This is a genomic window from Nocardioides humilatus, from assembly GCF_008373755.1.
GTDB classification, from domain to species: Bacteria; Actinomycetota; Actinomycetes; order Propionibacteriales; family Nocardioidaceae; genus Nocardioides; species Nocardioides humilatus.
In genome coordinates this window covers 69,279-96,198 of record NZ_VUJV01000004.1, presented here as the reverse complement: position 1 = coordinate 96,198, position 26,920 = coordinate 69,279, and the positions used below count along the sequence as shown (strand labels likewise).

Here is a 26,920-nt window from a genome sequence, read left to right as displayed (position 1 = left end):
CCGTTCGATCGGCCGAGCGGGTCTCCGGCCTAGGCGTCGACCAGGTCGTCGTCGCTGGCGACCGCGCGGACCGGTCGCTGCCAGACCGACCGCGGCAGCCACCGAGCTCGGGTGGCCACGCTGGGGGTGACCCCTGCCTCGAGGGACGCGATGCAGGTGAGGGCGTCGTCGGCGAGCCCGGGCGGCGGCACCGATGAGCCCGGCCGCGCGTAGCGGGCCAGTTCCAACGCCGAGATGATCCGCTCGAGCGCCATGGTCGCCTCGGGGTCGGCATCGGGTCCGGTGCGTGGGCGCTCGGGCCGGTCGTCGTCGCTGCGGTCGCCGAGATGGCTGACCAGGGTCATCCCGATCTGCTGGGGGGACCGACCGGCGGGCCAGGGGAGGGCCAGGTCGAGCGCACTCGCTCGCAGCTCGTCCCAGATGTCCTCCGGTGAGCCGGACAGTCGTCGACCACGGGCTCGACCGCGAGCCACCCGGGGCCAGAAGAGAGCGAGGGCTGCGATCGCGAGGACGAGCAGGCCGATGCCGACCCGCACCACGATCCCGACCCAGTCGATCCCGCTGTCAGCGCCGCTGCTGGACTCGTCGGCGACCTGCTCGTCGGGAAGCGTGGTCGTGACGGTCGCCGTGGGCTGCTCGGACAAGGTGCGCGACGGTCCGCTCGAGGTCGGGTCGCTCGTCGGCTCGGTCGGGTTGTCGATATCGACCGGGACGCTCGTGTAGTCGGGCGGCGTGCCGGAGATGCGTGCCGGCGTGGGTTCGAAGCCGACCCACCCGGTGCCGTGGAAGTAGAGCTCGGGCCAGGCGTGGAGGTCGTCGGAGGTGTATTCGAAGTCGCCGTTGCCCAGGTCGTCGGGAGCCAGGAAGCCGATCGCGACCCGCGCGGGGATCCCGACCATGCGGGCCATCACCGCCATCGCCGAGGCGAACTGCTCGCAGTAGCCGACCCGGCCTCCAGGTGCGTCGGCGTTGAGGAAGGCCTCAAATGCGTTGCCGCCGATGCCGTCCGGGGCCTTCTTCAGGCTGTACTTGAAGCCGCCGCGCTCGCGGAACCAGTCCTGCAGCAGGAGAGCGGCCTCGTAGTCGTCGCTCGCGCCGGTCGTGACCGCCACGGCCTGGCTGCGGACGATCGCGGGCAGGCCGCCAGGCACCTCGAGGAACTCGTCGGCGACCTCGTCGAGGCCGGCGTCCTTGAAGAAGCGGCCGTCGGTGCCGAAGTCCAGGTCGAGGCCGGTCGCGTCCCAGTCGAGGTCCTCGGTCGTCAGGTCGTCGGGCACGGCCAGGAAGTCGAACGTGTCGGGGTCGTAGCGCCAGTCGCCGTCGGCGTCGACGGAGGAGGCGGGGAAGGGTGTGGGCAGCCACGTCGAGTCGAAGGCGTGGGTGGCCTCGAAGGTGTAGGAGTACGACGACCGCGGCACGTCGAGGTCGACGCCCGGGGGGTCGGGGAGCGCGCCGGTCGCGGTGTCCTCGTCGGCGACACCGCGGTCGCCGGTGCTCCACTCGTCGCCGGTGAACCGGTTGAGCGCTGCGATGCGTAGATAGCCGGGGTGGGGGTCGTTGGTGTGGAACCGGACCAGGGTCACCTCCTCGGACTGCTCGAGGTCGCGGCGCAGGTCGGTGCGCGGGTTGCGGATCTGGATGTTGTCGTCGCCGTTGCCCGGACCGATCGCGAGCAGGTTGATGTCGAGCACCGGGATGAAGGGCGGGATCACCAGGGCGCAGGCCGTCGCGACGGCGCCGATGCGGCCCGCTCCCACCCGGATCGCGTCGCTGACCGGGTTGCCCTCGGCCCAGGGGCTGTTGCTCTCGGGGCCGAGCGGGCGGCCCCACTTGAGCAGGTGGTCGCGGCTGTCGAGGTGCAGCAGCGCGAGGAAGCCGATCGCCGCGAGGAGGAAGGCGACCCAGCTCGGCCCGGTCTTCACCAGGCCGGCCGGGACGGAGTAGATCGCCAGCAGTGCGAGTCCGGCGACCGGCACGCGGTGCAGCGTGCAGGCCAGGAAGTCGACGATGACGACGAAGACGACACCGCCGAGGAAGAGCAGGGGAGAGACCGACGGGACGTCGGAGGCGATCGGCGCGGCATAGGTGCTGGCGGAGTGCATCGCCTGGTCGATCGACCTCCCGATCTCCCTCGCGGCAGGGCCGAGCGGGATCGGGCTCCCGCCGAGCTCGCTACTCACCATCGCGGTAGCGACGAGGAGCTGCACGGACAGCGTCAGCACGGCGGGGCTGCCGAGCCAGCGCAGCACGGCGCCGGCGGCCCCGATCATCACCGCGGTAACGGCCAGGGGAGCGAGGTAGGAGAAGGAGTCGACGAGGAAGCCGCGCCAGGCGAGCAGTGCTGCCCAGGTCGTGCCGGCCGCGAGCATCGCGACGAGCAGCGCCGGGGCGAAGGCCGGACGGCCTCTCATCGGTTCCGCCCTGCCCGCCCGAGGTCACGCCACGCGCTGTCGAGCCGGTCGCGCGGGCCGACGGTCACCGAGCGGAAGCCCAGCGCGGTCGCCGACGGGGCCCCGTCGACATCAGGGGTGCCGCGACCGACCCACTGCTCGACGTCGAGCACCAACGCCAGCGCGGTGCCGGCGTCGTGCCTGATCTGCTTGAGGGGTACGACGTCGTGCTGCTCGATCCCGCCGAGCACGGCCACGACCAACCCGCCCCGGGTCTGGTCGCCGGTCCACCCGACATCGATCGAGGCGTGGTGGGTGGTGCTCACGAGCGCGAGCCGCTCGAGGACCGCGGTGGAGGTCTCATCGGCGCCGGAGCCGTCGGCCAGCACCAGCCGGACGGCGTAGCCGTGCTGGTCGAGGTGGAGGACCAGCGACGCAGCGGCCACGACGCCGTACTCGAAGCTCGAGCCGAGACCTTGGCCCCGGTGGGCGCGGAGCCGGTTGTCGAGGAGGACGGTCGCCCGGGCCTCCCACGGCTGCTCCTCGCGGCGCACCATCAGGTCGCCCATCCGGGCCGAGCTGCGCCAGTGGACGCGCCGCAGCTCGTCGCCGCGGCGGTACTCGCGCACGCTGACGTCCTCGGCCGAGCCGGCGGCGAACACCTGCGGTCGGTGCTCGCCCGATCCGCTCCAGCCTCCGACGATCGGCGTCCGCGGCAGGGCCACCGTGCGCGGGGTGACGACGAGGGGGGCGGTGCCGGGGACCGCCCGCCTGATCTCCACCAGGCCGAACGGGTCGGCGATGCGGATGGTCAGCGGGCCGATCTCGAAGCGGCCGCGCACGTCGGAGCGCACCTGGTAGCTGACCCGACGTCGCCACTGACGCGCGATGCCCTGCAGCACGAATCGTGGACGAGTGCCGAGCGCGTAGGGGACCTGGTCCTCGACGAGGAGCGCCCCGGCACTCGACCGACCCTCGTTGACGAGGTCGAGGTCGATCCGAGCCGGCTGGCCGGCGGCGACCATCCGGGGGTGCACCCCGCGGCCGGCGGTGAGCGCGTAGCGCCGTCGGCCGATGACGAAGGCCGAGGCGAGCGGCAGCGCGATGATGAGCACGCCGATCCGGGTCAGGTTGGACTGCCCGAGCAGGACGGCGCACACGATCGCCGTCGCGCCGGCCGCGATGAACGCCCGCCCGCGAAGGGTCAGTCCTGCGAGCCCGTCGCGCATCGCCTGGTCCTCGTCCTCCCGCGTCGGGGTGTCAATGACGGATCTCGGGCACCGGCACGAGTGCCGCGATGCCCTCGAGGATCACGCTCGTGCTGCGTCCGCCGACCGCCGCCTCCGCGCTGGGCAGCAACCGGTGGGCAACGACCGGCTGGACCAGAGCCCGTACGTCGTCCGGGAGCACGTAGTCGCGCTGGTGGAGGGCCGCGTAGGCCTTGGCCGCGCGGACCAGGTGGAGCGTCGCGCGCGGTGAGGCGCCGAGGAGCAGCTCGGGATTGTCGCGCGTCGCGCTGGTGAGCGAGACGGCGTAACGCTGCACGGCCTCGGACACGTGGACCTGCCCCACGATCGCGCAGAGCTTGCTGAGCTCGGCGCCGTCGGTGACCGGCTCGAGGTCGTCGAGCGGGTTGAGCTCGGTGTGGGAGTTGAGCATCGCGATCTCAGCCGCCGGCACCGGGTAGCCGATGGACACCCGCGCCATGAAGCGGTCGCGCTGGGCCTCGGGGAGCGCGTAGGTGCCCTCCATCTCGACCGGGTTCTGCGTCGCGATGACCATGAACGGCGGCTCGAGGTGGTAGGTCACGTTGTCGACGGTGACCTGCCGCTCCTCCATGCACTCGAGCAGTGCCGACTGCGTCTTGGGGGAGGCCCGGTTGATCTCGTCACCGATCACGATGTTGGCGAAGACGCCGCCGGGACGGAACTCGAACTCCCGGGTCTGCTGGTTGTAGACCGAGACGCCCGTGACGTCGGACGGCAGCAGGTCGGGCGTGAACTGAATGCGGCGCACGGTCGAGTCGATGCTGCGCGCGAGGGCCTTGCTCAGCATCGTCTTGCCGACGCCCGGCACGTCCTCCAGCAGGAGGTGTCCCTCGGCCAGCAGCACGACGAGGGCGGCAGAGACGACCTCGCTCTTGCCCTCGATGACGTGCTCGACGTTGGCGCGGATGCGCGCCGCCACCCGGGCAACGGTCGCCACGTCGGCGCCCGTGGGGTGGTGCAGCTGCTCGGCAGTCGGCGAGTCCACGTGCGTCTCTCCCGTCTCTTGCGCGCCCTCACGCGGGGATTCCGCGGTGAGCCAAAGGTACGCGCCGGAGAAACCTAACCCGCCCGCGTCGATTCCGGGTCACGGAGCGGTCACGCGTTCGCATCGACCCAGAAGTGGAGGAAACGCAGACCCAAAGTGGTTGACGGTGGAGGAAAGTGGAGTAGTGTGGGGGAAAGTGGAGGAAGCAGGAGGTGCCCGATGCTCTTCATGGGCACCTACACCCCCAAGCTCGACGAAAAGGGGCGCCTCTTCCTCCCGGCGAAGTTCAGGGATCGGCTGGCGGAGGGGATCGTGGTGACGCAGGGTCAGGAGAACTGCCTCGTCGTCTGGCCCTCCGACGTCTTTGCTGCTGAGGCCGAGCGCGCAGCCGCTCGCCCGATGACCAACCGGTCGGCACGCCGTTACGCACGGGTGCTCTTCGCCGGTGGCGACGAGGGCACTCCCGACAAGCAGGGCCGCATCGGCATCCCGGCGCACCTGCGTGACTACGCCCGACTCGAGCGCGACGTCGTCGTCATCGGCGTCCGCGACCGACTGGAGATCTGGAACCCCACGGCATGGCGGGAGTTCCAGGAGGACGCGATGGCCGACTTCGCCGACCTCGACGAGGACGACGACTAACCACGCGCCTGGCTCAGCGCCCACGCAGGCACCACAACTCGATAGCGATCCGTAGGACGAGGTCTCTGGCCCGCTCCCACTTCATCTGGGGCACCTTCCCCGGCACCAGACGGGGCTTGGGGGCGGGCGGGGGACCTGGTTCTACGGATCGCTCAGCACCACCGTCTTTTTCTCTCAGCACATCCGGGTCAAGGGGTCGAACCGATGAGTGTCATGGATGCGAGCGCAGCCGGCGCCGCCACCGACGGGGCTGCTTTTGGAGCAGAGCCGCGGGTGCGGGAGCTGGCACGCGACGCCGTGACGCGGATGGTGTTCTCCGCGGCTGTCTCCTCCGGAGTCGTCCTGCTGATGCTGATCGCTCACGGACTCGGGCGCTGAGGGCCACACGGAGATGACGAATCCCCGACACGTCCCCGTCCTGCTGGACCGGGTCGTGGCGCTTCTGGCGCCTGCTCTCGATCACCCCGGCGCCGTACTCGTCGACTGCACCCTCGGCCTCGGCGGTCACAGCGAGGCGGTCCTCGCGCGGTGCGAGCTGGCTCGCGTCGTCGGCATCGACCGCGACCCGCGGGCACTCGAGCTCAGCCGTGAGCGGCTCGCGTCCTACGGCGACCGCTTCACCGCCGTGCACGCCGTCTACGACGAGATCCCCGACGTGCTCGCCGGCCTCGGCCTGCGCACGGTCGACGGTGTCCTGTTCGATCTCGGCGTCTCCTCGATGCAGCTCGACCTGCCGGAGCGCGGGTTCGCCTACTCGGTCGACGCGCCCCTGGACATGCGGATGGACTCCGGGACCGGACCGACCGCCGCCGACGTCCTCAACACCTACGAGGCGGCCGACCTGGCGCGCGTCCTGAAGGAGTACGGCGAGGAGCGGCTCGCCCGCCGCATCGCCGACGCGATCGTGCGGGAGCGCGCTCGGGAGCCCTTCACCAACTCCGGTCGGCTGGTCGCACTGCTCTATGACGTGATCCCGGCACCGGCCCGCCGTACGGGTGGACACCCGGCCAAGCGCACCTTCCAGGCGCTGCGCATGGAGGTCAACGACGAGCTCCGGGTGCTCGAGCGGGCGATCCCCGCCGCGATCGCCGCGATCGGCGTCGGCGGCCGGGTGGTCGTCGAGTCCTACCACTCGCTGGAGGACCGCCTGGTGAAGCGGGCCTTCGCCGCCGCGACGGCCTCCGACGTGCCCGAGGACCTGCCGTTCGTCCCCGAGGGGCACGAGCCGACCCTGCGCCTGGTCACCCGTGGCTCGGAGCAGGCCGATGCCGACGAGATCGCCCACAACCCTCGAGCCGCCTCGGTGCGGCTCCGCGCCATCGAACGAGTCCGGACCCGCGAAGGAGCGGCGTAACCCATGAGCAGCAGCAGCGCACCCCAGCTCCGCTCCCGACTCCCACGGCTGGCCGAGGTCGCGGTCCAGCGCGCCCGACTCACCGTCGTCCCGCGTCCGCGCAACCGCCCCCGCGCGCCGCGGGTCCCGTTCGTCATCTTCGTCAGCGTGATCATGCTCGGCGGCGTCGTCGGGCTGCTCCTCTTCAACACCTCCATGCAGCAGGCGTCCTTCCGGGAGACCGCGCTCGAGCAGCAGGTCGCCGACCTGACGGCTCGTGAGGAGGCGCTCAACCTGGAGCTGCAGGAGAAGCGCAGCTTCCAGCACGTCGCCTACGAGGCGCAGAAGGCCGGGATGGTCTTCACGACGGGCGCTGCCTGCGTGCTCGGCCTGGGCACGGGAGAGATCAAGGGCACGTGCGTGCCGGCGCTGCCCGACAACCGGATCCCGATCAACCCGCCGGGGGTGGAGAAGCCTGCTGCCCTCGACCCGGCCCCGGTGATCGTGCGCGACAAGCCCGACCCGAAGACCGACCCGGGGACGAAGGGCGGCAACCCCTCGGGGGACGGCGCGCCCAACAACAATCAGCAGCGCTGACGACCTAGTTTTACGAGTGTGACCGGACCGACCCGCAACCGACCGGCGCCCGGTCCCGGGCGCGCGTCGCCGGAGATGCGGCTGAAGATCGGCTTCATCGTGATCGCGATGGTCCTGTCGGTGTTCGCTGCCCGGTTGGTGCAGCTGCAGGGCGTCGATCCGGATCAGTACGCGGCGATGGCTGCTGCCGAGGGTTCGGTCGACGTGATCCTCCCGGCGACCCGGGGGTCGATCGTCGACCGCAACGGCGAGCCGCTCGCCGAGTCGATCGACGGCAAGATGATCGTGGCCGACCCCGCGCTGACCACCGACGACGCCCCGGAGCTCGCCACCTTCCTCGCGAAGCGGCTCCACCTCGACTACTTCCAGGTCCTCCAGCGGCTGCGTGTCGAGAACAGCCGGTTCCAATACATCGCTCGTCAGGTCCCGGCCCGGCTGGCCACCCAGGTGGTCGACGAGGCGGAGGCCGAGGGCTTCGTCGGGCTGTTCCTCCGTCGCGACCCGGTCCGGATCTACCCGCAGGGCCGGCTCGCGGCCAACCTCGTGGGCTTCCTCGGCACGCCGCGCAAGGACGGGTCGGCGCGCGCGCTCGCCGGCCTCGAGGACGCCTTCAACAAGTACCTCTCCGGCACCGACGGCGAGGAGCGCTACAAGGTGGGCGCGGGCAACCAGATCCCGCTCGGCGACAGCACCATCACGCCGGCCGTCGACGGCCAGCAGCTCCAGCTGACGATCGATGCCGACATGCAGTTCTACACCCAGCAGGTGCTCCAGCAGACCGTCGAGGGCGCCAACGCCGAGTCCGGCATCGCGGTGATCATGGACAGCAAGACCGGTGAGATCCTCGCGCTGGCCGACTACCCGACCTATAACAACAGCGCGCCGGACGAGTGGTCGCCGAAGCGCTACAAGTCCAGTGCGCTCACCGACGTCTACGAGCCCGGGTCGACCGAGAAGGTGCTGACCCTGAGCGCGCTGATCGACGCCGGCCTGGCCCGGCCGCGCCAGCAGTACGTCGTCCCGCCCGTGCTCAACCGGCAGGACCGCCCGATCCACGACCACTGGTACCACGGCATCGAGCACCTCACGCTGGCCGGCATCCTCGCCAAGTCCTCCAACATCGGCACGGTCCTGGCCGCCGACAACTTCCCGAAGGGCGAGTTGCGGCGCTACCTGAGCGACTTCGGCCTGGGCCACACGACCGGCGTCGGCCCGCTGGGTGAGAGCCGCGGGATCCTGCCGTCGGGTGATGCCTGGACCGATCAGGTCGACGACCGCATCGCCTTCGGCCAGTCGCTGTCGGTCAACGCGGTGCAGATGATCGCGGCGGTCAACACGATCGCCAACGGCGGCATCCGGATCGACCCGAGCCTGGTCGACGGAAGCGCGTCGCTCGACGACGGCACCGAGATCGGCACCGACGACGCCACCGAGCGCCGGGTGATCAGCAGCGAGGCCGCCCGCCAGACCGGCTTGATGATGGAGCGCGTCCTCGACCCGGTCGACGGCGTCGCACCGCTCGCGTCCGTCCCCGGCTACCGGATCGCCGGAAAGACGGGCACCGCGCAGCGCGTCGTGGAGAGCTGTGGCTGCTACGACGGGAGCCACACCGCCTCGTTCGTCGGGTTCGGCCCGACCGACGACGCCCGGTTCACGATCTACGTCGTCATCCACGACTCCAGGACTGGTGGCGGTGGCGCGGTCGCCGGCCCCGCGTTCGCCAAGCTGATGAGCTACGCCCTGCGCCGCTACGGCGTCCCGCCGACCGACACCAAGCCCTCGAAGCTCCCCGTCGAGTGGTGAGCGGAGTGACGGGCGCAGGGGGCACGCGGCCGGAGCACCCCGTCGCGCTGGCCTTCGACGAGGTCGTGGCGCTGGTGCGGGAGCAGGCCGACGCGCGCGTGGTCGGCGGCGGACCTGCTGAGGGCGCTGGCGTGATCACCGGGATCACCCTCGACTCCCGCCGGGTGCAACCGGGCGACGTCTACGCGGCGCTCCCGGGTGCCCGCGCCCATGGGATCGACTTCGTCGAGCAGGCGAGGACGGCGGGTGCGGTCGCCGTACTCACCGACGAGGCGGGGGCTGCCGCCTGTCCGCCCGACCTCCCCGCGGTCGTCGTCGCGTGGCCGCGTTCGGTCCTGGGGGCGGTCTCTGCGGGGATCTACGGCCACCCGGCCCGCGCGATGCGAATGATCGGCGTCACCGGCACGCAGGGCAAGACGACCGTCACGCGACTGCTCGACGGCGGACTGGGCGCGGCCGGGGTCTCCTCGGCGGTCATCGGCACGGTCGGCACCCGGATCGCGGGGATCGACCTCAAGACAGCGCTCACCACACCGGAGGCTCCCGACCTGCACGGGCTCTTCGCCGTCATGCGCGAGCAGGGGGTCACCTCGTGCGCGATGGAGGTGTCGAGCCACGCCCTTGTGCTCGGACGCGTCGACGGCGTGGTCTTCGACGTGGCCGTCTTCACCAACCTCGGCCGCGACCACCTCGACTTCCACAGCGACGTCGACGACTACTTCGCCGCGAAGGCGACCCTCTTCACCCCGGCCCGGGCGCGACTGGGCCTGGTCAACGCCGACGACGAGTACGGCCGCCGGTTGATCGACAGCGCCTCGATCCCGATCCGGACGATGTCGATCAAGGGAGAAGCCGACTGGACCGCGGTCGACATCGACCTCGGTCCGGAGGGATCGAACTTCACCGTCCGCGGCCCCGGCGGGATCTCGCTCCCGGCGTCCGTTGCGCTGCCCGGCGACTTCAACGTCGCCAACGCGCTGTCGGCGATCGCAGCCGCGGTCGAGGCGGGACTGGACGGTGCTGCGCTGATCAACGGCATGGCCGTCGCGGGCGGGGTGCCCGGTCGGCTGGAGCGGGTGACCGGTGCGCTCGACAGCGAGCGAGGCTTCGCGGTCTATGTCGACTACGCGCACAAGCCCGATGCGCTGACCGCGGTGCTCGACACCCTGCGGCCGGTGACGGCCGGCCGGCTGATCGCGGTGATCGGCGCGGGCGGCGACCGTGACCGTGGCAAACGACCGGTCATGGGTGCGATCGCGGCGGACGGAGCAGACCTTTTGATCGTCACCGACGACAACCCGCGCACCGAAGACCCGGCCGCGATCCGTGCCGAGGTGCTGGCGGGCATCGACGCCGACGTCCGGGCCGAGGTGCTCGAGATCGGCGACCGGCGCGCGGCGATCGCCGCTGCTGTCGCGGCGGCCGGTCCGGGCGACGTCCTCCTCGTCGCAGGCAAGGGACACGAGACCGGCCAGGAGATCGCGGGCGTGGTGCATCCGTTCGACGACCGTGACGTGGTGCGCGAGCTGTTGGCAGGAGACGACCGATGATCCCGATGCGGCTGGCCGAGATCGCCGAGGTGGTCGGCGGTGTGGTCCACGGTGACGGCAACGCTCCTGAGGTCCTGGTCACCGGTCCGGCGTACGTCGACAGCAGGTCACCCGTGAGCGACGGTCTCTTCCTGGCGGTCGTGGGGGAGCGGGTCGACGGTCACGACTACGCGGCCGGGGCCCACGCCGTGCTCGGGAGCCGGCCGACCGACGCGCCGACGGTCGTCGTCCCCGACCCGGTCGAGGCGCTCGGTCGCCTCGCCCGCCACGTCGTCGACCGCACGCCCGCGACCGTCCTCGCCCTGACGGGCTCGCAGGGCAAGACCGGGACCAAGGACTACCTCGCCGGCATCCTGCGGCGGCTCGCCGGTGACGACGCGGTCGTGGCGACCGAGGGCAACGGCAACAACGAGGTCGGCGTACCCCTGACAGTGCTGAGGGCCGGTGCCGACACCCGCTTCTTGGTGGTGGAGATGGGGGCCCGCGGCATCGGGCACATCGCCTACCTGTGCGGCATCGCCCCGCCGCGGATCGCGGCGGCGCTCAACGTGGGCACCGCCCACGTGGGTGAGTTCGGCGGTCGCGAGCAGATCGCGCAGGCCAAGGGCGAGATCGTCGAGGCGCTGCCCGCCGATGGTGCTGCGGTCCTCAACGCCGACGACCCGCTCGTGGCGGCGATGGCGCCCCGGACGGCGGCGCGGGTCGTCACCTTCGGCAGCGAGGGCGACATGCGCTGGTCCGGCCTCGTGCTCGACGAGCTCGGGCGACCGGGGTTCGTCCTCGAGCACGGTGGGGAGTCGGCAGCGGTCCAGCTGCTGCAGACCGGGGTCCACCAGGCGCAGAACGCTGCCGCCGCGGCCGCGATGGCGCTCGCCGCGGGCTTTCCGCTCGCCGACGTCGCTGGGGCGCTGTCGGCGACGCCGGCCGCGTCGCGCTGGCGGATGGAGCTGCACGAGCGTCCCGACGGGATGGTCGTCATCAACGACGCCTACAACGCCAACCCCGACTCGGTGCGGGCAGCGCTGGAGGCTCTCACCGCGATCGGTGAGAAGCGCGGTCGTCGCACCATCGCGGTGCTGGGTGAGATGAAGGAGCTCGGCGAGGAGCACGACGCGGGCCACCGCGCGGTCGGCGCCGACGCCGCGCGGCTGGGCGTCGCCGTCGTCGTGGTCGTGGGGGAGCCTGCGAGCGGGATCGGCGACGCGATCCTGGCGTCTGGTGAGGGCGACGACGCGCCGGAGGTGATCAGGACCGAGGGGCGCGACGCCGCTCTCGCGTGGTTGCGGCAGAATGCCGGTGCTGAGGACGTGGTCCTCGTGAAGGCGTCTCGGGGAGCGGCGCTCGAATGGGTCGCCGAAGGATTGGTGACCGGGTGAAGTCGACACTTTCTGAGAGGACAGCGGCGTGCTAGCGATCCTGCTCGGTGGCGGTATCTCGCTGCTGATCTCCCTGCTCGGCACCCGCGTCGCCATCCACTGGTTCACGAAGTGGGGCTACGGTCAGGAGATCCGCGAGGACGGCCCGACCAGCCACCACACCAAGCGCGGCACGCCCACGATGGGCGGGGTCGTCATCATCGCCGCCGTCGTGCTCGGCTACTTCCTCGCCAAGGCCATCACGACCGACGTGCCCAGCGCGTCGGCGCTCCTGCTGCTCTTCCTCTTCGTCGGGATGGGCCTGGTGGGCTTCCTCGACGACTTCATCAAGATCTACAAGCAGCGCAACCTCGGTCTGCGGAGCAAGGCGAAGATGGTCGGCCAGACCGTCATCGCCCTGGTCTTCGGCGGGCTGGCGCTCTCGCCGTGGCTCGCGGACGAGAACGGCCGCACGCCGGCCTCGGAGAAGATCTCGTTCCTCCGCGAGATCGACTGGCTGGTCCTGCCGACGATCCTGGCGCTGCTCCTGGTCTGGCTGCTCGTGACCGGCTTCAGCAACGCGGTCAACCTCACCGACGGCCTCGACGGCCTCGCCGCCGGTGCGAGCGTGATGGTCTTCGGCGCCTACATGCTGGTGAACATCTGGCAGAACAACCAGTTCTGCCAGGAGGAGCCGAGCTCGAGCTGCTACAACGTGCGCGACCCGCTCGACCTCGCGATCATCGCCGCAGCCATCACCGGCGCGTGTTTCGGCTTCCTGTGGTGGAACGCCTCGCCGGCCCGGATCTTCATGGGTGACACCGGTTCGCTCTCGCTCGGCGGCGCGCTCGCCGGGTTCGCGATCCTCACGCGCACCGAGCTGCTCCTCGTGATCCTCGGCGGTCTCTTCGTGCTCGAGACGGTCTCGGTGATGATGCAGGTGACCTGGTTCAAGGCGACCAAGCGCTTCACCGGCGTCGGCAAGCGGATTTTCCGGATCGCGCCGATCCACCACCACTTCGAGATGCTCGGCTGGGAGCAGGTGACGGTCGTGATCCGGTTCTGGATCATCACCGGCCTGTGCGTGGCCACCGGCCTGGGCGTGTTCTACGCCGAGTGGGTGGCGCGGCTTTGAGCTCCCCGGCGACAAGGGTCGACGAGCTGGGCCGCAAGGACTCCTGGGAGGGCGTGCGCGCGGTCGTGGCGGGCTTCGGCGCGAGCGGCTACGCCGCTGCCGACAACCTCACCCACCTCGGCGCCTCGGTGATCGCACTCGCGGACAACGCGACGGCGGCACAGCTCGAGAAGGCCGAGCTGTTGGAGATCCTCGGCGCCACCGTGAAGCTGCACCCGGGCGCGACCGCGCAGCTGCCCGACGACGTCGACCTGCTCGTGATGTCGCCCGGCTTCCGGCCCGACGCCCCGCTGCTGGTCCAGGCCGCCGAGCGCGGCGTCCCCGTGTGGGGCGAGGCCGAGCTCGCCTGGCGGCTCCGCGACCCCGACCGCGCGGCTCCGTGGCTCTGCATCACCGGCACCAACGGCAAGACCACCACCGTGCAGATGCTCGACTCGATCCTGCGCGCGGCCGGCCTGCGCAGCGTCGCGGCCGGCAACGTCGGTCTGCCGCTCACCGAGGCGGTGATGGACCCCGAGCCCTATGACGTGATCGCGGTCGAGCTCTCGAGCTTCCAGCTCCACTACGTCTCCACGATGGCCGCCGAGTCGGCAGCAGTGCTCAACTTCGCCGAGGACCACCTCGACTGGTACGACGGCCCGACCGCCCTGGACGACTACGCCCGAGACAAGGGGCGGATCTACCAGGGTGTCGAGCGAGCGTGCGTCTACAACGTCGCCGACCCGACGACCGAGCACCTGGTGCGCGAGGCCGACGTCGTCGAGGGTGCGCGCGCCATCGGTTTCACCCTCGGCATCCCGTCGGTCGGCATGGTCGGGGTCGTCGAGGACATCCTGGTCGACCGCGCCTTCATCGACGGCCGCCAAGACAGCGCGGCCGAGCTGTGCGCGATCTCCGACCTGGCCTCGCCGGCTCCGCACTTCGTCGCCAACGCGCTGGCGGCCGCGGCACTCGCGCGGGCCCACGGGATCAGCCAGGCCGCCGTACGGGACGGGCTGCGGGCGTTCCGCCCGGACGGCCATCGGATCGCGACGGTCGCCGAGAGCGGCGGCATCACGTGGGTCGACGACTCCAAGGCCACCAACCCGCACGCCGCGCAGTCCTCGCTGCTCGCGTTCGAGCCGGTCGTGTGGGTGGCCGGCGGGCTCGCCAAGGGTGCGACGTTCGACGAGCTGGTCCACAAGGCCAAGGACCGACTGCGAGCAGTCGTGCTGATCGGCCGCGACCGTGCCGTCATCGCGGAGGCGCTTGCGCGACACGCGCCCGATGTACCCGTGATCGAGGTGACCGCCGGAGAGACTGGCCCGGTAGACGGGGCTGACCTGATGGGACGCGTCGTCGGCGCGGCGGCCCAGGTCGCCCGGGCCGGTGACACGGTGCTCCTCGCACCGGGGTGCGCCTCGATGGACCAGTTCACCGACTACGCCGCACGGGGCGATGCCTTCGCAGCAGCGGTCCGCGCGGCGGTCGACGACCGGACTGAGTAAGAGGCCGAGCGAGAGAAGGGGGTCCGTCATCACGACTGCGGTCCCCGATTCCACCGGCTCCCGGTTGGCGTCGCTGCGCTCGCGGGCGCGGCTGACCTGGTTGGCGGCTGTGCGCGACGCACTGGCGCGCCCGCTGACCAACTACTACCTGCTGCTCGGTTCGGTCGCGCTCCTGCTGACCATCGGTCTGCTGATGGTGCTCAGCTCCTCGAGCGTCGAGGCGTTCGAGGAGTCCGGTGACTCCTACGCGATCGTGAAGCGTCAGTTGCTCTGGGTCGTCATCGGTGTGCCCCTGGCGTTCGTCGCCTCGCGGCTGCCCCTGCGGCTGGTGCGGCGGATGGCCTACCCGGCGTTCGTGGTGTCGCTCATTCTGCTGCTCGCCACGGCCAAGTTCGGCGTCGAGGTCTACGGCAACAAGAACTGGCTGCCGCTCGGACCGGTGCAGATCCAGCCGTCGGAGATCGCGAAGTTCTCGATCATCATCTGGGCCGCCCACATCTACGCCAACAAGGACCGCCGGTTGCGGAGCCTGCACCAGGTGCTGGTGCCGGTGGTGCCGGGCATGGTCTTGGCCACGGGGCTGGTCGTGCTCGGACGCGACCTCGGCACGGCTCTCGTCTTCGCCGCGATCCTGATCGGCATGCTGTGGGTCGTCGGCGCACCGATCCGGCTCTTCGTGCTCTGCCTCAGCATCTTGAGCGTGCTCGCCCTCGGGATCGCCGCCACCTCCTCGGAGCGCCTATCGCGCATCACGACCTTCGTCGATCCGTTCAAGGACTACCACGGCACCGGATGGCAGCCGGCCCACGGCCTCTACGCCATGTCGACCGGCGGCATCTTCGGCCAGGGCATCGGCGCCAGCCAGCAGAAGTGGGGCGCGCTGCCCGAGGCCCACACCGACTTCATCTTCGCCGTCCTCGGCGAGGAGCTCGGACTGGTCGGCACGTTGCTGGTGATCGGGCTGTTCCTCGTCATCGCCTACGCCACCGTCCGGATCGCGCGCGAGACCAAGGACCCCTTCGTCCGCTACTGCAGCTTCGGCATCGTGATCTGGCTGCTCGGCCAGATGATGATCAACGTCGGCATGGTCCTCGCGCTGCTGCCGGTCATCGGCATCCCATTACCCCTGGTCTCCTACGGCGGTTCGAGCCTGTTGCCGACCCTCGTCGCGCTCGGTCTGGTGGTCGGCTTCGCCCGTCGCGAACCTGCCGCGGCGAGGGCGTTGGCGCAGCGGCGGCGCGCCCGCGCGACCGGACTGTCCGCACGTCGCTAGCGTTAGTGCAATGCGAGTCTTGTTGGCCGGCGGCGGTACGGCGGGGCACACCTCACCCCTTCTCGCGACCGCCGACGCGCTGAAGCGGCTGGACGCCTCGACTGAGATCACTTGCCTCGGCACGCCGCGCGGCCTGGAGAACACCGTCGTGCCGGCCGCGGGCTACCCGCTCGAGCTGATCCCGCCGGTCCCGATGCCGCGCCGCCCCAACAAGGACCTGGCCATGGTGCCGTCGCGCCTGCGGGGTGCGGTGAAGGCGACGCTCGAGGTCATCGACCGGGTGCAGCCCGACGTGATCGTCGGCTACGGCGGCTACGTCTCGATGCCGGCCTACTTGGCTGCCCGCCGTCGCAAGCTCCCGCTGGTCATCCACGAGCAGAACGCGCTGCCCGGCCTGGCCAACAAGGCCGGTGCGCGGATCGCGCGCCGGGTTGCCGTCAGCTTCCCCGACACACCGCTGAAGAAGGCCGAGTACGTCGGCCTGCCGATCCGGCGGATGATCTCCCAGCTCGACCGAGTGGCGCTTCGGGCCGAGGCCCGTGAGTTCTTCGGCCTCGATCCCGCCCTGCCGACCCTGGTGGTGACCGGTGGCTCGCTCGGGGCGTGGAAGCTCAACCGCGCGATCACCCGCGCCTCCGCCGCGCTCGGCACCAGCGGGGTCCAGGTCCTCCACGTGATCGGCGCGCGCGGCAAGGAGGACCCGGAGTGGGTCGAGCCCGCAGACACCGGCACCCCTTACGTCGTGCTGCCCTTCGTCGAGCGGATGGACTACGCGCTCGCGGCGGCCGACCTGATGGTCTGCCGTGGTGGCGCGTCCAGCGTCGTCGAGGCCGCTGCCAGCGGGGTGCCGGCGATCTTCGTGCCGCTCGCCCACGGCAACGGTGAGCAACTCCTCAACGCTCGGTCCGTCGGCGACGCCGGGGGAGCGCTCGTCGTCGAGGAGCCCGACTTCTCGGCCGACTACGTGGCCGACACCGTGCCCGACCTGGTCCACGACGCCGGCCGTCTGGCGACCATGAGCGCTGCGGCCTCCGGCCTGGTGCCGCGCGACGCCGACGAGCGCCTCGCTCGGATCGTGGTCGAGACGGCTCGCGGATGAAGATCCCCGTCCCTGAGGAGATCCCGGCCGCCGACCGGCTCGGCCGCGTGCACTTCGTCGGCATCGGCGGTGCCGGACTGTCCGCCATCGCGCGGCTCATGCACCAGGCCGGGATCGAGGTCAGTGGCAGCGACGCCAACGACTCGGTCGTGCTGCAGGCGTTGCAACGCGAGGGCATCGCCGTCCACGTGGGCCACGACGCCGCCCACCTCGACGGGGTGGACACCGTGGTCGCGACGACCGCCGCGCGCGAGGACAACCCGGAGATCGTCGAGGCGGCCGCTCGCGGGCTCCGGCTGTGGCCGCGGTCCGCCGGGCTCCAGTCGGTGCTCGTCGGCAGGTCGGTCGTCGCGATCGCCGGGACCCACGGCAAGACGACGACGACCGCGATGGCGACCGTCGCCCTGCAGGAGGCCGGGCTCGACCCGACCTTCGCGATCGGCGCCGAGGTCGAGAGCCTCGGCACCAACGCCCGGCTGGGCGCGGGTCCGGTCGCCGTCGTCGAGGCCGACGAGTCCGACGGCGCGTTCCTCGTCTACACCCCCGACATCGCCGTCATCACCAACGTCGACGCCGACCACCTCGACCACTGGGGCACCGAGGAGGCCTACGAGGCCGCCTTCGCCGAGTTTGCGCAGCGGGCTCGGGTCACGATCGCCGAGCGGGCCGACCTCGCCGACGTCACGGCTGGTTTCTTCGACGGCGCCACGGTGCGCGGTCACGATCTCGTGGTCGAAGGAGGCGGCACCCGCTTTCGGGTCGAGGCCCGAGGCGTCGACCTGGGAGAGGTCGTGCTCGCCGTGCCCGGCCGCCACTACGCCCAGGACGCCCTCTACGCGCTGGCCGTCGGGCTGGAGCTCGGGGCCGAGCCGGACGCGCTGATCCGGGGACTGGCCCGCCACCGCGGTGCCAAGCGTCGGATGGAGCCGATCGGCGAGGTCGCCGGCGTCCGGGTCTACGACAGCTACGCACACCACCCCAGCGAGATCCGGGGCGACCTCGAGGCGGCCCGGTCGCTGGCCGCCGGGGTCGAGGGCGGACGGCTCGTCGTGTGCTTCCAGCCGCACCTGGTCTCCCGCACGCGGATCTTCGGTGCGGAGATGGGCGCCGAGCTCGGCGCCGCCGACGAGGTCGTCGTGCTCGACATCTACGTCGCGCGGGAGGATCCCGACCCGGAGGTCACAGGTGCGGTGGTCGCTGACGCCGTACCTCTTCCTGCGGAGCAGGTCACCTTCGTGGCCGACCGCGACCGCGCGCTTGCCGTGCTGCTCGACCGGATCCGCCCCGGCGACCTGGTGCTGACCCTCGGGGCTGGTGACGTGACCGCACTCGCGCCGCAGATCGTCGCGGCGCTGGAGGAGCGGGCCGGTGGCTGAGCGTTCGACGCAGGAGCGGACGCGGCGCAAGTTCGCCCGCCGCCAGTGGGCGCGGCGTTGGGTCGTGCTGCGGGCCGTGCTGGTGGCGGTGCTGCTCGTCGGCGCCACCGGCTTCGGGATCTACGCCCTCTACTTCTCCTCCTGGCTGCAGGTCGAGGGCGCCACCGTCGCCGGCACGTCCCAGCTGACCGACGACGAGGTGCTGGCCGCTGCGGAGGTGCCGACCGGCGAGGCCCTGATCCGTGCGGACCTCGAGGCGATCGAGGCGCGGGTCAAAAAGCTCACGGCAGTGAAGTCGGTCGACGTCTCCCGCGAGTGGCCACACGACATCCACATCGAGGTCCACGAGCTCGACCCGATCGCCGTGGTCGGGGTGGGCACCGACTATGCGTTCCTCGCCGACACCGGCGACACCTACACCTTCGGCGCCATGCCCAAGCAGGCGCCGGCGGCCCTGCCGCGGGTCGAGGTCTCCTCCGGCGCCGACCGGCTCGCGCTGCAGGAGGCCGCCGACGTCGTGGGCGCGCTCGACCCCGCCGTCGCCTCCCTCGTCGATCACCTCAAGGTGGAGACCGCCGACCAGATCCAGCTCGTGCTGTCGGAGGACCGGCTCGTCGAGTGGGGGAGCGCGGACCTCTCCGACGAGAAGGCCCGGGTCCTGCTCGACCTGCTCGACGCGAAGCCGGACGCGACGGTCTACGACGTCAGCGTGCCGAGCATGCCGGCCACGCGCTGACCTCTCGGCGCTGATCTTCCGGCGCCGATCTTCGGCGGCGATCTTTCGCGTCCGGCGACTTTCTCCCGGCGTGTCTCCCTGATCACGGGTGTCGTCGTACCTACTGTCATGGACACGACGAGGTTGACATAACTATAACCCTCAGGATGAGGGTAAGGGTTGACCGAGGCGGAGCCGGCCGGGGAAGTCGGCTCCCTGACGAAGAAGGGGAAACGGCGTGGCTGCTGCACAGAACTACCTGGCCATCATCAAGGTCGTAGGCATCGGTGGCGGCGGAGTCAACGCCGTCAACCGGATGATCGAGGTCGGTCTCAAGGGCGTCGAGTTCATCGCGATCAACACCGACGCGCAGGCGCTGCTCATGAGCGACGCCGACGTCAAGCTCGACATCGGCCGTGAGCTGACGCGCGGACTGGGCGCCGGGGCCAACCCCGACGTGGGCGCCAAGGCCGCCGAGGACCACGCGGAGGAGATCGAGGAGGTCCTCAAGGGGGCCGACATGGTCTTCGTGACCGCGGGCGAGGGCGGTGGCACCGGCACCGGTGGCGCCCCGGTCGTCGCCCGGATCGCCCGCTCGCTCGGCGCGCTGACGATCGGTGTCGTCACCCGCCCGTTCGTGTTCGAGGGCGCCCGACGCAAGAAGTCGGCCGACGACGGCATCGAGCGGCTCCGCGAAGAGGTCGACACCCTCATCGTGATCCCCAACGACCGGCTGCTCCAGATCTCTGACCGCAACGTCTCGGTCATGGACGCCTTCCGGCAGGCCGACCAGGTGCTGCTGCAGGGTGTCTCGGGCATCACCGACCTGATCACGACGCCCGGCCTGATCAACGTCGACTTCGCCGACGTCAAGGCCGTCATGAGTAACGCCGGGTCCGCGCTGATGGGCATCGGTTCGGCCCGGGGCGAGGACCGTGCGCTCGCCGCGGCCGAGATGGCCGTCAGCAGCCCGCTGCTCGAAGCCTCCATCGACGGTGCTCACGGCGTCCTGCTCTCCGTCGCAGGTGGCTCCGACCTCGGCATCTTCGAGATCAGCCAGGCTGCGGGCATGGTGGCCGAGGCCGTCCACCCCGAGGCCAACATCATCTTCGGCGCGATCATCGACGACGCCCTGGGTGACGAGGTCCGGATCACGGTCATCGCAGCCGGTTTCGACGGCGGCACCCCGCCCCGGAAGCGCGACGTCGGCAGCACCCTGCGTCGCGACACCCGGCCGCAGGCGACCCAGGAAGAGGTGCGGGCCGCGGTGGCCTCACGCCGCGAGCCCGAGCCGGCTCCGGTCACCTACGAGCCGGCTCGCCAGGAGCAGGCTGCCGAGCCCGCTGTCCCCGTCGGCGCTCGTCCCACGGCTGCGCCGATGGACTTCGACGACGACCTGGACGTGCCCGACTTCCTGAAGTGACCTTTGTTCGCATTCCGTGACACCTTCGAGCTCGGCCCGGACTCCCCACACGGGGTCCGGGTCGAGGTCGCGTTCACGGACGCCTCGCTCGACCTCCAGGGCGAGAGCGAGGCGTTCCCTGCCTCGCTCGCGGCCGTCGTCGAGGCGACGGGCGTGCCGTTCGCGCGGCTGAACCAGGTGCACGGCGACCAGGTGGTCCACGTGGTGGCCGATCCTCCGGTCGGGCCGGTCGACACGTTGCCCGCTGCTGACGCGCTGGTGACGACACGTCGGGGTGTGGGGCTGATGGTCCGCGTCGCCGACTGCGTGCCGGTCCTGCTGGTCGATCCCGACGCCGGCGTGATCGGCGCCGTCCACGCGGGGCGGGTCGGCATGGCCCTCGGGGTCGTGCCCCAAGCGGTCGAGCGCATGCGATCCCTCGGCGCAGGGTCGGTCCGTGCGCTCGTCGGGCCGCACGTCTGCGGTCGCTGCTACGAGGTCCCCGCTGACCTGCACGACGAGGTCGCCCGGGTCGTCCCGGAGGCCACCTCGACGACGTCATGGGGCACGCCCGCGCTCGACCTCGGCGCCGGCGTCGCCGCTCAGCTCGACGCGGCGGGGGTGTCGGTGCAGTCCGTCGGTCGCTGCACGCTCGAGGACGAGCAGCTGCACTCCTACCGTCGCTCCGGTGCCGACGCGGGCCGGCTGGCAGGGCTGGTGTGGATGCCATGACCGCCATGACCAGACGCGACGAGATCGCCGCAGGGCTCGCGGCGGTGCGCGAGCGGATCGCCGCGGCGTGCGCGTCGGCCGGGCGACCGACCGGCGACGTGACCCTCGTGGTCGTCACCAAGTACTTCCCCGCGTCCGACGTGGGGATCCTCGCCGACCTCGGGGTCACCGACGTGGGGGAGAACCGGCACCAGGAGGCCGAGGCGAAGGCCCAGGAGTGTGCCGACAGCGGAGTCGCCGGGCTGCGCTGGCACTTCGTCGGCGGGCTGCAGAGCAACAAGGCAGCCGCCGTCGCCGCCTACGCCGACGTCGTGCACTCCGTCGACCGGGTCAAGCTCGTCGAGCGGCTCGACGCGGGCGCGGGTGACCGGCCTGTCGACGTACTCCTCCAGGTGAGCCTGGACCCGCCCGGTCGTGACGGTCGCGCCGGAGCAGACCCCGGTGACCTCGGTGCGCTTGCTGCCGCCGTCACCGCCGCTGACCACCTCCGGCTGCGCGGCCTGATGGCCGTCGCGCCCCTGGGGGAGGAGCCGTCGGCCGCGTTCGCGCGGCTCGCGGCCATCCGCAACGAGTTCGTCACTGCCCACCCCGAGGCCGACTGGCTGTCGGCGGGGATGAGCGGTGACCTGGAGGCTGCTATTGCGGCCGGCGCGACACACGCGCGCGTCGGCACGGCGGTCCTCGGATCGAGGCCCTCGGTCCAGTAATGTCCGAAAACAACAGCAGCCCCACGCGGGGCGCAAGATCCGAAAGGCTCCAGCCATGAGCGGTGCGATGCGCAGGATCGGTGAATACCTCGGCCTGCTCGAGGACACCGGCTACGACGACTACGACGCCGACTACGAGACCCGTGACGCCGCCCCTGTCCGCGAGGCGCGCCCCGAGCGGGCGCCGCGAGTGCGCTCCGCGTCCGTGGCCGACATCAACGAGCGTCGTCGGCCCACGCCGTCACCTGCTGTCGGAGTCGTCGCCGAGCTGTCGCGGATCACGACGTTGCACCCGCGGACCTACAACGAGGCGCGCGCCGTCGGCGAGCAGTACCGCGACGGCACCCCCGTGATCATGAACCTCTCCGAGATGGACGACGCCGACGCCAAGCGCCTCGTCGACTTCGCGGCCGGTCTCATCTTCGCCACACGCGGCAGCATCGAGCGGGTCACCAGCAAGGTCTTCCTGCTGTCGCCGCCCAACGTCACCGTCGCCGCCGCGGACAAGCAGCGGATCGCCGAGGGCGGCTTCTTCAACCAGAGTTGAGGCGACTCGAGCGGCACACCCGGTCCTGTCGCTGGGGCGGGCCTCTAGGATCACCGCTGTCCCGTCTGCCGCTCGCTAGGAACCCCCGTTGCCGATCGCTGGTCTGATCATCGATGGCGTCCTCTGGACGTTCATCGGGTTCCTTTGGGTGCGCTTCATCACCGACTGGGTGCAGGTCTTCGCCCGGTCGTGGGAGCCCCGGGGCGTGGTGCTCCTGGTGCTCGAGTTCGCTTACACCATCACCGATCCGCCGATCAACGCGCTGCGCCGCGTCATCAAACCGATCCGGATCGGCAACTTCGCGCTCGACCTGAGCTTCCTGCTCGTGCTGATCGCCGCCTACGTGGCGCTGGCCGTCAACCGCTCCATCTGGCCTGCGTGACCGCCGAGTCTCAGTAGTTGCAGGTCAGGCGCTATTGTTCGCGGAGCAGTACGTCGAACCGTATTTCCCAGTCTCAAAGATAGGTGAGGTCATGCCGCTGACGCCCGAGGACGTGAGCAACAAGCGCTTTACCCCCGTCCGCCTTCGCGAGGGCTACGACATGGGTGAGGTCGACCAGTTCCTCGACGAGGTGGAGGCCGAGCTTGCTCGCCTGAACGCCGAGAACGACGAGCTGCGCGCCAAGCTTGCTGCAGCCCAGTCGGGCGCGCCGTCGTTCGAGCCGGCCCCGACCCAGCTCACGCCGGTGCCCGAGCCCGAGCCGACCCCGGCTCCGGTCGTCGCCACGCCCGAGCCCGCGCCGGTCCCCGTCGCTGCTCAGCCGGAGCCCAGTGTTCAGACGATCCGCGTCGAGACCGTGCCGGAGGCGTCCAACGCCGCCGCGCGACTCCTCGAGATCGCCACGCGCAACGCCGACGAGCTCGTCGAGGACGCGAAGAACGAGGCCGACCGCATCGTCGGTGAGGCCCGCACTAAGGCCGAGCGCCTCGAGAACGAGTCCAAGGGCAAGGCCGACCGGATGGAGTCCGACGCTCGCACGCGTTCGGAGATGCTCGACTCCGAGACCGCCGAGCGTCGCACGCAGCTCTTCGCCGACCTGGAGAAGGAGCGGGACAAGCTCAGCGTCGAGGTCGAGAACCTGCGTTCGTTCGAGCGCGAGTACCGCTCCCGCCTCAAGAGCTACTTCACCCAGCAGCTCGAGTCCCTCCAGTCGCCGGGCGACACCATCGCCCCCTCCGACGAGGCCCCCGCGCCCAAGCGGCTGCGGTCCATCCTCGGCGAGGAAGAGCGCTAAGAGCTCGGTCGCGATCTGACCAACGCGACGGCCGGTCCACTTTGGTGGGCCGGCCGTCGTCGTTTTCCTGGTCCAGCCGAAGACGCGATCGGCCCACCATTCGGTGTGGGTGCTTGGAGCAGGTGGTGGAAGCGGCTACCCTCCGTGCAGCCTGAGGCCCTCGCCTGAGGCGCGTCGGTCCCTAGGAGGCCCGGATCATGGCCCGGAGCACGAAGAAGTCGTTGGCCGGACGGACTGTGTCCGCAGCCGGCAAGATCATCAGCCGCCGTCGCACGGATGCCGCCCCCGCGGCCGCGAAGAAGGCGGCCCCGGCCAAGAAGGCTGCGCCCGCGAAGAAGGCTGCACCGGCTCCCGCCAAGAAGGCGGCTCCGGCTCCGGCCAAGAAGGCGGCGCCGGCGAAGAAGGCGGCTCCGGCTCCGGCCAAGAAGGCGGCGCCGGCGAAGAAGGCGGCTCCGGCTCCGGCCAAGAAGGCGGCCCCGGCGAAGAAGGCGGCGCCGGCGAAGAAGGCGGCGCCGGCCAAGAAGGCGGCGCCGGCGAAGAAGGCGGCTCCGGCTCCCGCCAAGAAGGCTGCTCCCGCCAAGAAGGCTGCTCCCGCCAAGAAGGCTGCTCCCGCCAAGAAGGCTGCTCCCGCCAAGAAGGCTGCTCCCGCCAAGAAGGCGGCCCCGGCTCCCGCGAAGAAGGCCGCTCCGACTCCCGCGAAGAAGGCCGCTCCGACTCCCGCGAAGAAGGCCGCTCCGGCTCCCGCCAAGAAGGCGGCCCCGGCGAAGAAGGCGGCCCCGGCTCCTGCGAAGAAGGCTGCTCCGGCTCCGGCGAAGAAGGCCGCCCCCGCCAAGAAGGCCGCGCCGGCGAAGCTGGTCGTCCTCGAGGGTGAGGAGGCGTGGTCGAAGGCCGAGCTCAAGGAAGTCCTCGCAGAGCTCCACGAGCAGCGCGAGCACTCCGGGCAGATCGTCGCTGAGCAGGAGGCCGACCTGTCGGGACTGCTGCGTGACGCGGGCGACGGAGCCGGGCAGGACCAGGCCGACCTGGGTGCAACCAGCTTTGAGCGTGACCACGAGCTCACCGTGCTCAACCATGAGCGGGAGAAGCTCGCGCAGATCGACCGGGCGCTGGGCCGCATCAACGACGGCACCTATGGCGTGTGCGAGTCCTGCGGCAACGCCATCGGGAAGATGCGGTTGATGGCATTCCCGCGTGCCACACTGTGCATGACATGCAAGCAGCGCGAGGAACGTCGGTAGACGGTAGCGACAGCGGCCCGACCGACCCCCGGCGGACGGTCGCGAGCGGGCGCGCCTGGGCTGTCTTCAGCCTCGTCGCCGTCGGCCTCTACGCCGCCGACCAGTTCTCCAAGCATGCTGCGGTCGAGCACCTGACGGGCCGTGACGACGTACGCGTCGTGGGCGAGGTGCTGCAGCTCCACCTCACCCGCAACCCCGGGGCGGCGTTCTCGCTCGGCACCGGATTCACGGTCGCGCTGAGCTGCCTCGCGATCGTCGCGACCGGCGTCGTGCTGGTGGTGAGCCGCCGGCTGGTCGACAAGGTCTGGGCCGTCGCGCTCGGTGCGCTGCTCGCTGGGATCACCGGCAACCTCACCGACCGGATGCTGCGCGACCCCGAGCCCTTCCGCGGACACGTCGTGGACTTCCTGCAGCTGCCGAACTGGCCGATCTTCAACGTCGCCGACATCTCCATCAACATCGGCGTCGGCCTGATCCTGATCCAGGTCTTCCGCGGGATCGGGCTCGACGGCACCCGGCAGGCGACGAAGTCCGACACCACCAGCTCCGAGGACTCCGAGTGACCAGCGTCGACCATCGCAGCCTTCCCGTGCCCGACGGCCTGGACGGCCAGCGTGTCGACGTCGCGATGGCGCAGCTGTTCGGGCTGTCGCGCTCGCGTGCCGCCGAGCTCATCGCCGAGGGCAGGGTGCGCCTCGACGGCAATGACGTGAGCAAGAGCGAGCGCGTGCTGCCCGGTGCCGTCCTCGACGTCGAGATCCCGGCCGAGTCCGATCCGCTCGAGATCGTCCCCGAGATCGTCGAGGGCATCAAGATCATCCACGACGACTCCTCGATCGTGGTGATCGACAAGCCCGTCGGCGTAGCCGTGCACCCCTCGCCGGGCTGGCGCGGGCCGACCGTCGTCGGCCACCTGGCCGGGGCGGGATTCCGGATCTCGACTTCGGGCGCCAAGGAACGCGAGGGCATCGTGCAGCGCCTCGACGTGGGCACCTCGGGCGTGATGGTGATCGCCAAGTCCGAGCACGCCTACTCGGTCCTCAAGAACGCCTTCCGTCATCGGACCGTCGACAAGACCTACCACGCGCTGGTCCAGGGGCACCCCGACCCGCTGTCCGGAACCGTGGACGCGCCGATCGGCCGCCACCCGGGTGCCGACTACAAGTTCGCGGTGATGGAGGGCGGACGCGCCAGCATCACCCACTACGAGACCCTCGAGGCCCACCGGTTCGCGAGCCTGCTCGAGGTCCACCTCGAAACCGGCCGCACGCACCAGATCCGGGTGCACATGGCTGCGCTGCGGCACCCGTGCTGCGGCGACCTCACCTATGGCGCTGATCCGACCCTGGGGAAGCGGCTCGGGCTGACGCGGCAGTGGCTGCACGCCGTACGTCTGGGATTCGAGCACCCGGACACCGGCGACCAGGTCGAGTACGAGTCGACCTACCCCGACGACCTGGCCCACGCCCTCGACGTCATCCGTGACACGGACTGACGCGACAGCCGCGGAGATGGTCCTCCGCCCGGCGCTGCCCGACGACGCGGACGCTGTCGCCGACGTTCAACTGGCGAGCAGGCGGGCCGCATCGATGCCTCCGGGCATCCACTCCGACGCCGATGTGCGCGCCTGGCTCGCTCGCCGGATCGGCGAGGACGACGTGTGGGTCGCCGAGATCGATGGCCTCGTGGTCGGCTACGCACGCTTCACCCCGACCTGGCTCGACGACCTCTACGTAGCACCGGCCCATGCCGGCGCTGGGGTCGGCAGCGCGCTGCTCGACCTGGTGAAGTCGCTGCGCCCGCAGGGGTTCGGCCTCTGGGTCTTCGAGGTCAACGAGCCGGCCCGTGCGTTCTACCTGCGGCGCGGCCTCGTCGAGCGCGAGCGCACCGACGGGAGCGGCAACGAGGAGCGCGAGCCCGACGTCCGGATGGAGTGGCCCGGCAGCGCCTAGCGTGCAGGCGGGAACTGGTCGTCTCACCCGTCGATGTGTCGGAGGGTCCTCCTAACCTGGCCGTATCGGCGGGTTAGTCTGAACCTCTTCCCCGATCGC

General features: G+C 70.9%; 26 protein-coding genes. 23 read left to right on the top strand and 3 right to left on the bottom strand.

What is annotated here, in order from left to right; all coding sequences use genetic code 11:
- Positions 1-29: 29 nt before the first annotated feature.
- From F0U44_RS14915 to F0U44_RS14905, 3 genes are read right to left on the bottom strand one after another with little or no spacing between them, the layout of a single operon-like run.
- Complete coding sequence (locus F0U44_RS14915) at positions 30-2,411, bottom strand: transglutaminase TgpA family protein (protein WP_149729147.1); 2,382 nt, start codon at positions 2,409-2,411, stop codon at positions 30-32.
- Positions 2,408-3,619, bottom strand: coding sequence for a DUF58 domain-containing protein (locus tag F0U44_RS14910; RefSeq protein ID WP_149729146.1), 1,212 nt, complete (start codon positions 3,617-3,619; stop codon positions 2,408-2,410). The genes F0U44_RS14915 and F0U44_RS14910 overlap by 4 nt, the downstream gene beginning before the upstream one ends.
- Positions 3,620-3,650: 31 nt before the next feature.
- Positions 3,651-4,595 carry an AAA family ATPase gene (locus tag F0U44_RS14905; RefSeq protein ID WP_438616494.1) on the bottom strand — a complete coding sequence of 315 codons (945 nt, stop codon included), beginning with the start codon at positions 4,593-4,595 and terminating at the stop codon, positions 3,651-3,653.
- Between the two features lie 267 nt (positions 4,596-4,862).
- On the opposite strand from F0U44_RS14905, the gene mraZ reads away from it, so the two are divergent.
- From mraZ to F0U44_RS14790, 23 genes are all read left to right on the top strand, one after another.
- On the top strand, positions 4,863-5,285 hold the full coding sequence (gene mraZ, locus F0U44_RS14900) for a division/cell wall cluster transcriptional repressor MraZ (protein WP_149729145.1): 423 nt from the start codon (positions 4,863-4,865) through the stop codon (positions 5,283-5,285).
- Between the two features lie 204 nt (positions 5,286-5,489).
- The gene (locus F0U44_RS23055) at positions 5,490-5,663 is read left to right on the top strand and encodes a hypothetical protein (protein ID WP_188113503.1); all 174 of its coding nucleotides are present in this window, start codon (positions 5,490-5,492) and stop codon (positions 5,661-5,663) included.
- 13 nt (positions 5,664-5,676) lie between these two features.
- Complete coding sequence (rsmH, locus tag F0U44_RS14895) at positions 5,677-6,639, top strand: 16S rRNA (cytosine(1402)-N(4))-methyltransferase RsmH (RefSeq protein ID WP_149729144.1); 963 nt, start codon at positions 5,677-5,679, stop codon at positions 6,637-6,639.
- Positions 6,640-6,642: 3 nt separating this feature from the next.
- Positions 6,643-7,215: a cell division protein FtsL gene (ftsL, locus tag F0U44_RS14890; protein WP_149729143.1), complete on the top strand. Its 573-nt coding sequence runs from the start codon at positions 6,643-6,645 to the stop codon at positions 7,213-7,215.
- Positions 7,216-7,233: 18 nt separating this feature from the next.
- Positions 7,234-9,018 carry a peptidoglycan D,D-transpeptidase FtsI family protein gene (locus F0U44_RS14885; RefSeq protein ID WP_246160498.1) on the top strand — a complete coding sequence of 595 codons (1,785 nt, stop codon included), beginning with the start codon at positions 7,234-7,236 and terminating at the stop codon, positions 9,016-9,018.
- Entirely contained in the window at positions 9,015-10,568 is a 1,554-nt protein-coding gene (locus F0U44_RS14880; protein WP_246160497.1) for a UDP-N-acetylmuramoyl-L-alanyl-D-glutamate--2,6-diaminopimelate ligase, read from the top strand. The genes F0U44_RS14885 and F0U44_RS14880 overlap by 4 nt, the downstream gene beginning before the upstream one ends.
- Positions 10,565-11,944, top strand: a complete 1,380-nt coding sequence (locus tag F0U44_RS14875; RefSeq protein ID WP_149729142.1) for a UDP-N-acetylmuramoyl-tripeptide--D-alanyl-D-alanine ligase — start codon at positions 10,565-10,567, stop codon at positions 11,942-11,944. The genes F0U44_RS14880 and F0U44_RS14875 overlap by 4 nt, the downstream gene beginning before the upstream one ends.
- A gap of 28 nt (positions 11,945-11,972) precedes the next feature.
- Positions 11,973-13,058, top strand: coding sequence for a phospho-N-acetylmuramoyl-pentapeptide-transferase (mraY, locus tag F0U44_RS14870; protein WP_149729141.1), 1,086 nt, complete (start codon positions 11,973-11,975; stop codon positions 13,056-13,058).
- Positions 13,055-14,545 carry a UDP-N-acetylmuramoyl-L-alanine--D-glutamate ligase gene (gene murD, locus F0U44_RS14865; protein WP_188113502.1) on the top strand — a complete coding sequence of 497 codons (1,491 nt, stop codon included), beginning with the start codon at positions 13,055-13,057 and terminating at the stop codon, positions 14,543-14,545. The genes mraY and murD overlap by 4 nt, the downstream gene beginning before the upstream one ends.
- A gap of 109 nt (positions 14,546-14,654) precedes the next feature.
- Positions 14,655-15,818, top strand: coding sequence for a putative lipid II flippase FtsW (ftsW, locus tag F0U44_RS14860; RefSeq protein WP_246160496.1), 1,164 nt, complete (start codon positions 14,655-14,657; stop codon positions 15,816-15,818).
- A 10-nt stretch (positions 15,819-15,828) separates the two neighbouring features.
- Entirely contained in the window at positions 15,829-16,917 is a 1,089-nt protein-coding gene (gene murG / locus F0U44_RS14855) for an undecaprenyldiphospho-muramoylpentapeptide beta-N-acetylglucosaminyltransferase (protein WP_149729138.1), read from the top strand.
- Positions 16,914-18,293 (top strand): UDP-N-acetylmuramate--L-alanine ligase, encoded by a 1,380-nt coding sequence (murC, locus tag F0U44_RS14850; protein WP_149729137.1) that lies wholly within the window; start codon positions 16,914-16,916, stop codon positions 18,291-18,293. The genes murG and murC overlap by 4 nt, the downstream gene beginning before the upstream one ends.
- Positions 18,286-19,029: a cell division protein FtsQ/DivIB gene (locus tag F0U44_RS14845; protein ID WP_149729136.1), complete on the top strand. Its 744-nt coding sequence runs from the start codon at positions 18,286-18,288 to the stop codon at positions 19,027-19,029. The genes murC and F0U44_RS14845 overlap by 8 nt, the downstream gene beginning before the upstream one ends.
- A gap of 217 nt (positions 19,030-19,246) precedes the next feature.
- Positions 19,247-20,431 (top strand): cell division protein FtsZ, encoded by a 1,185-nt coding sequence (gene ftsZ, locus F0U44_RS14840; RefSeq protein WP_149729135.1) that lies wholly within the window; start codon positions 19,247-19,249, stop codon positions 20,429-20,431.
- Between the two features lie 3 nt (positions 20,432-20,434).
- Entirely contained in the window at positions 20,435-21,142 is a 708-nt protein-coding gene (locus F0U44_RS14835; protein ID WP_149729134.1) for a purine nucleoside phosphorylase YfiH/LACC1 family protein, read from the top strand.
- A 5-nt stretch (positions 21,143-21,147) separates the two neighbouring features.
- Positions 21,148-21,849, top strand: a complete 702-nt coding sequence (locus F0U44_RS14830; RefSeq protein ID WP_149729133.1) for a YggS family pyridoxal phosphate-dependent enzyme — start codon at positions 21,148-21,150, stop codon at positions 21,847-21,849.
- Between the two features lie 55 nt (positions 21,850-21,904).
- Positions 21,905-22,396, top strand: a complete 492-nt coding sequence (locus F0U44_RS14825; RefSeq protein ID WP_149729132.1) for a cell division protein SepF — start codon at positions 21,905-21,907, stop codon at positions 22,394-22,396.
- An 88-nt stretch (positions 22,397-22,484) separates the two neighbouring features.
- Complete coding sequence (locus tag F0U44_RS14820) at positions 22,485-22,778, top strand: YggT family protein (protein ID WP_149729131.1); 294 nt, start codon at positions 22,485-22,487, stop codon at positions 22,776-22,778.
- Between the two features lie 91 nt (positions 22,779-22,869).
- Positions 22,870-23,631 (top strand): DivIVA domain-containing protein, encoded by a 762-nt coding sequence (locus tag F0U44_RS14815; protein WP_149729130.1) that lies wholly within the window; start codon positions 22,870-22,872, stop codon positions 23,629-23,631.
- A gap of 197 nt (positions 23,632-23,828) precedes the next feature.
- The gene (locus F0U44_RS23290) at positions 23,829-24,869 is read left to right on the top strand and encodes a TraR/DksA family transcriptional regulator (protein WP_223163706.1); all 1,041 of its coding nucleotides are present in this window, start codon (positions 23,829-23,831) and stop codon (positions 24,867-24,869) included.
- Positions 24,842-25,432 carry a signal peptidase II gene (gene lspA, locus F0U44_RS14800; RefSeq protein WP_149729129.1) on the top strand — a complete coding sequence of 197 codons (591 nt, stop codon included), beginning with the start codon at positions 24,842-24,844 and terminating at the stop codon, positions 25,430-25,432. Before F0U44_RS23290 ends, lspA begins: the two co-directional genes overlap by 28 nt.
- Entirely contained in the window at positions 25,429-26,364 is a 936-nt protein-coding gene (locus tag F0U44_RS14795; protein WP_149729128.1) for an RluA family pseudouridine synthase, read from the top strand. The genes lspA and F0U44_RS14795 overlap by 4 nt, the downstream gene beginning before the upstream one ends.
- Positions 26,351-26,821, top strand: coding sequence for a GNAT family N-acetyltransferase (locus tag F0U44_RS14790; protein WP_223163705.1), 471 nt, complete (start codon positions 26,351-26,353; stop codon positions 26,819-26,821). The genes F0U44_RS14795 and F0U44_RS14790 overlap by 14 nt, the downstream gene beginning before the upstream one ends.
- Positions 26,822-26,920 lie beyond the last annotated feature (99 nt).

Excerpts from the sequence above, each read along its gene's own strand:
- F0U44_RS14915 (WP_149729147.1), bottom strand. The coding sequence starts at position 2,411 with ATGAGAGGCCGTCCGGCCTTCGCCCCGGCGCTGCTCGTCGCGATGCTC.
- F0U44_RS14910 (WP_149729146.1), bottom strand. The coding sequence starts at position 3,619 with ATGCGCGACGGGCTCGCAGGACTGACCCTTCGCGGGCGGGCGTTCATC.
- mraZ (WP_149729145.1), top strand. The coding sequence starts at position 4,863 with ATGCTCTTCATGGGCACCTACACCCCCAAGCTCGACGAAAAGGGGCGC.
- F0U44_RS23055 (WP_188113503.1), top strand. The coding sequence starts at position 5,490 with ATGAGTGTCATGGATGCGAGCGCAGCCGGCGCCGCCACCGACGGGGCT.
- rsmH (WP_149729144.1), top strand. The coding sequence starts at position 5,677 with ATGACGAATCCCCGACACGTCCCCGTCCTGCTGGACCGGGTCGTGGCG.
- ftsL (WP_149729143.1), top strand. The coding sequence starts at position 6,643 with ATGAGCAGCAGCAGCGCACCCCAGCTCCGCTCCCGACTCCCACGGCTG.
- F0U44_RS14875 (WP_149729142.1), top strand. The coding sequence starts at position 10,565 with ATGATCCCGATGCGGCTGGCCGAGATCGCCGAGGTGGTCGGCGGTGTG.
- murG (WP_149729138.1), top strand. The coding sequence starts at position 15,829 with ATGCGAGTCTTGTTGGCCGGCGGCGGTACGGCGGGGCACACCTCACCC.
- murC (WP_149729137.1), top strand. The coding sequence starts at position 16,914 with ATGAAGATCCCCGTCCCTGAGGAGATCCCGGCCGCCGACCGGCTCGGC.
- F0U44_RS14830 (WP_149729133.1), top strand. The coding sequence starts at position 21,148 with ATGACCAGACGCGACGAGATCGCCGCAGGGCTCGCGGCGGTGCGCGAG.
- F0U44_RS14825 (WP_149729132.1), top strand. The coding sequence starts at position 21,905 with ATGAGCGGTGCGATGCGCAGGATCGGTGAATACCTCGGCCTGCTCGAG.
- F0U44_RS14815 (WP_149729130.1), top strand. The coding sequence starts at position 22,870 with ATGCCGCTGACGCCCGAGGACGTGAGCAACAAGCGCTTTACCCCCGTC.
- F0U44_RS23290 (WP_223163706.1), top strand. The coding sequence starts at position 23,829 with ATGGCCCGGAGCACGAAGAAGTCGTTGGCCGGACGGACTGTGTCCGCA.
- lspA (WP_149729129.1), top strand. The coding sequence starts at position 24,842 with ATGCAAGCAGCGCGAGGAACGTCGGTAGACGGTAGCGACAGCGGCCCG.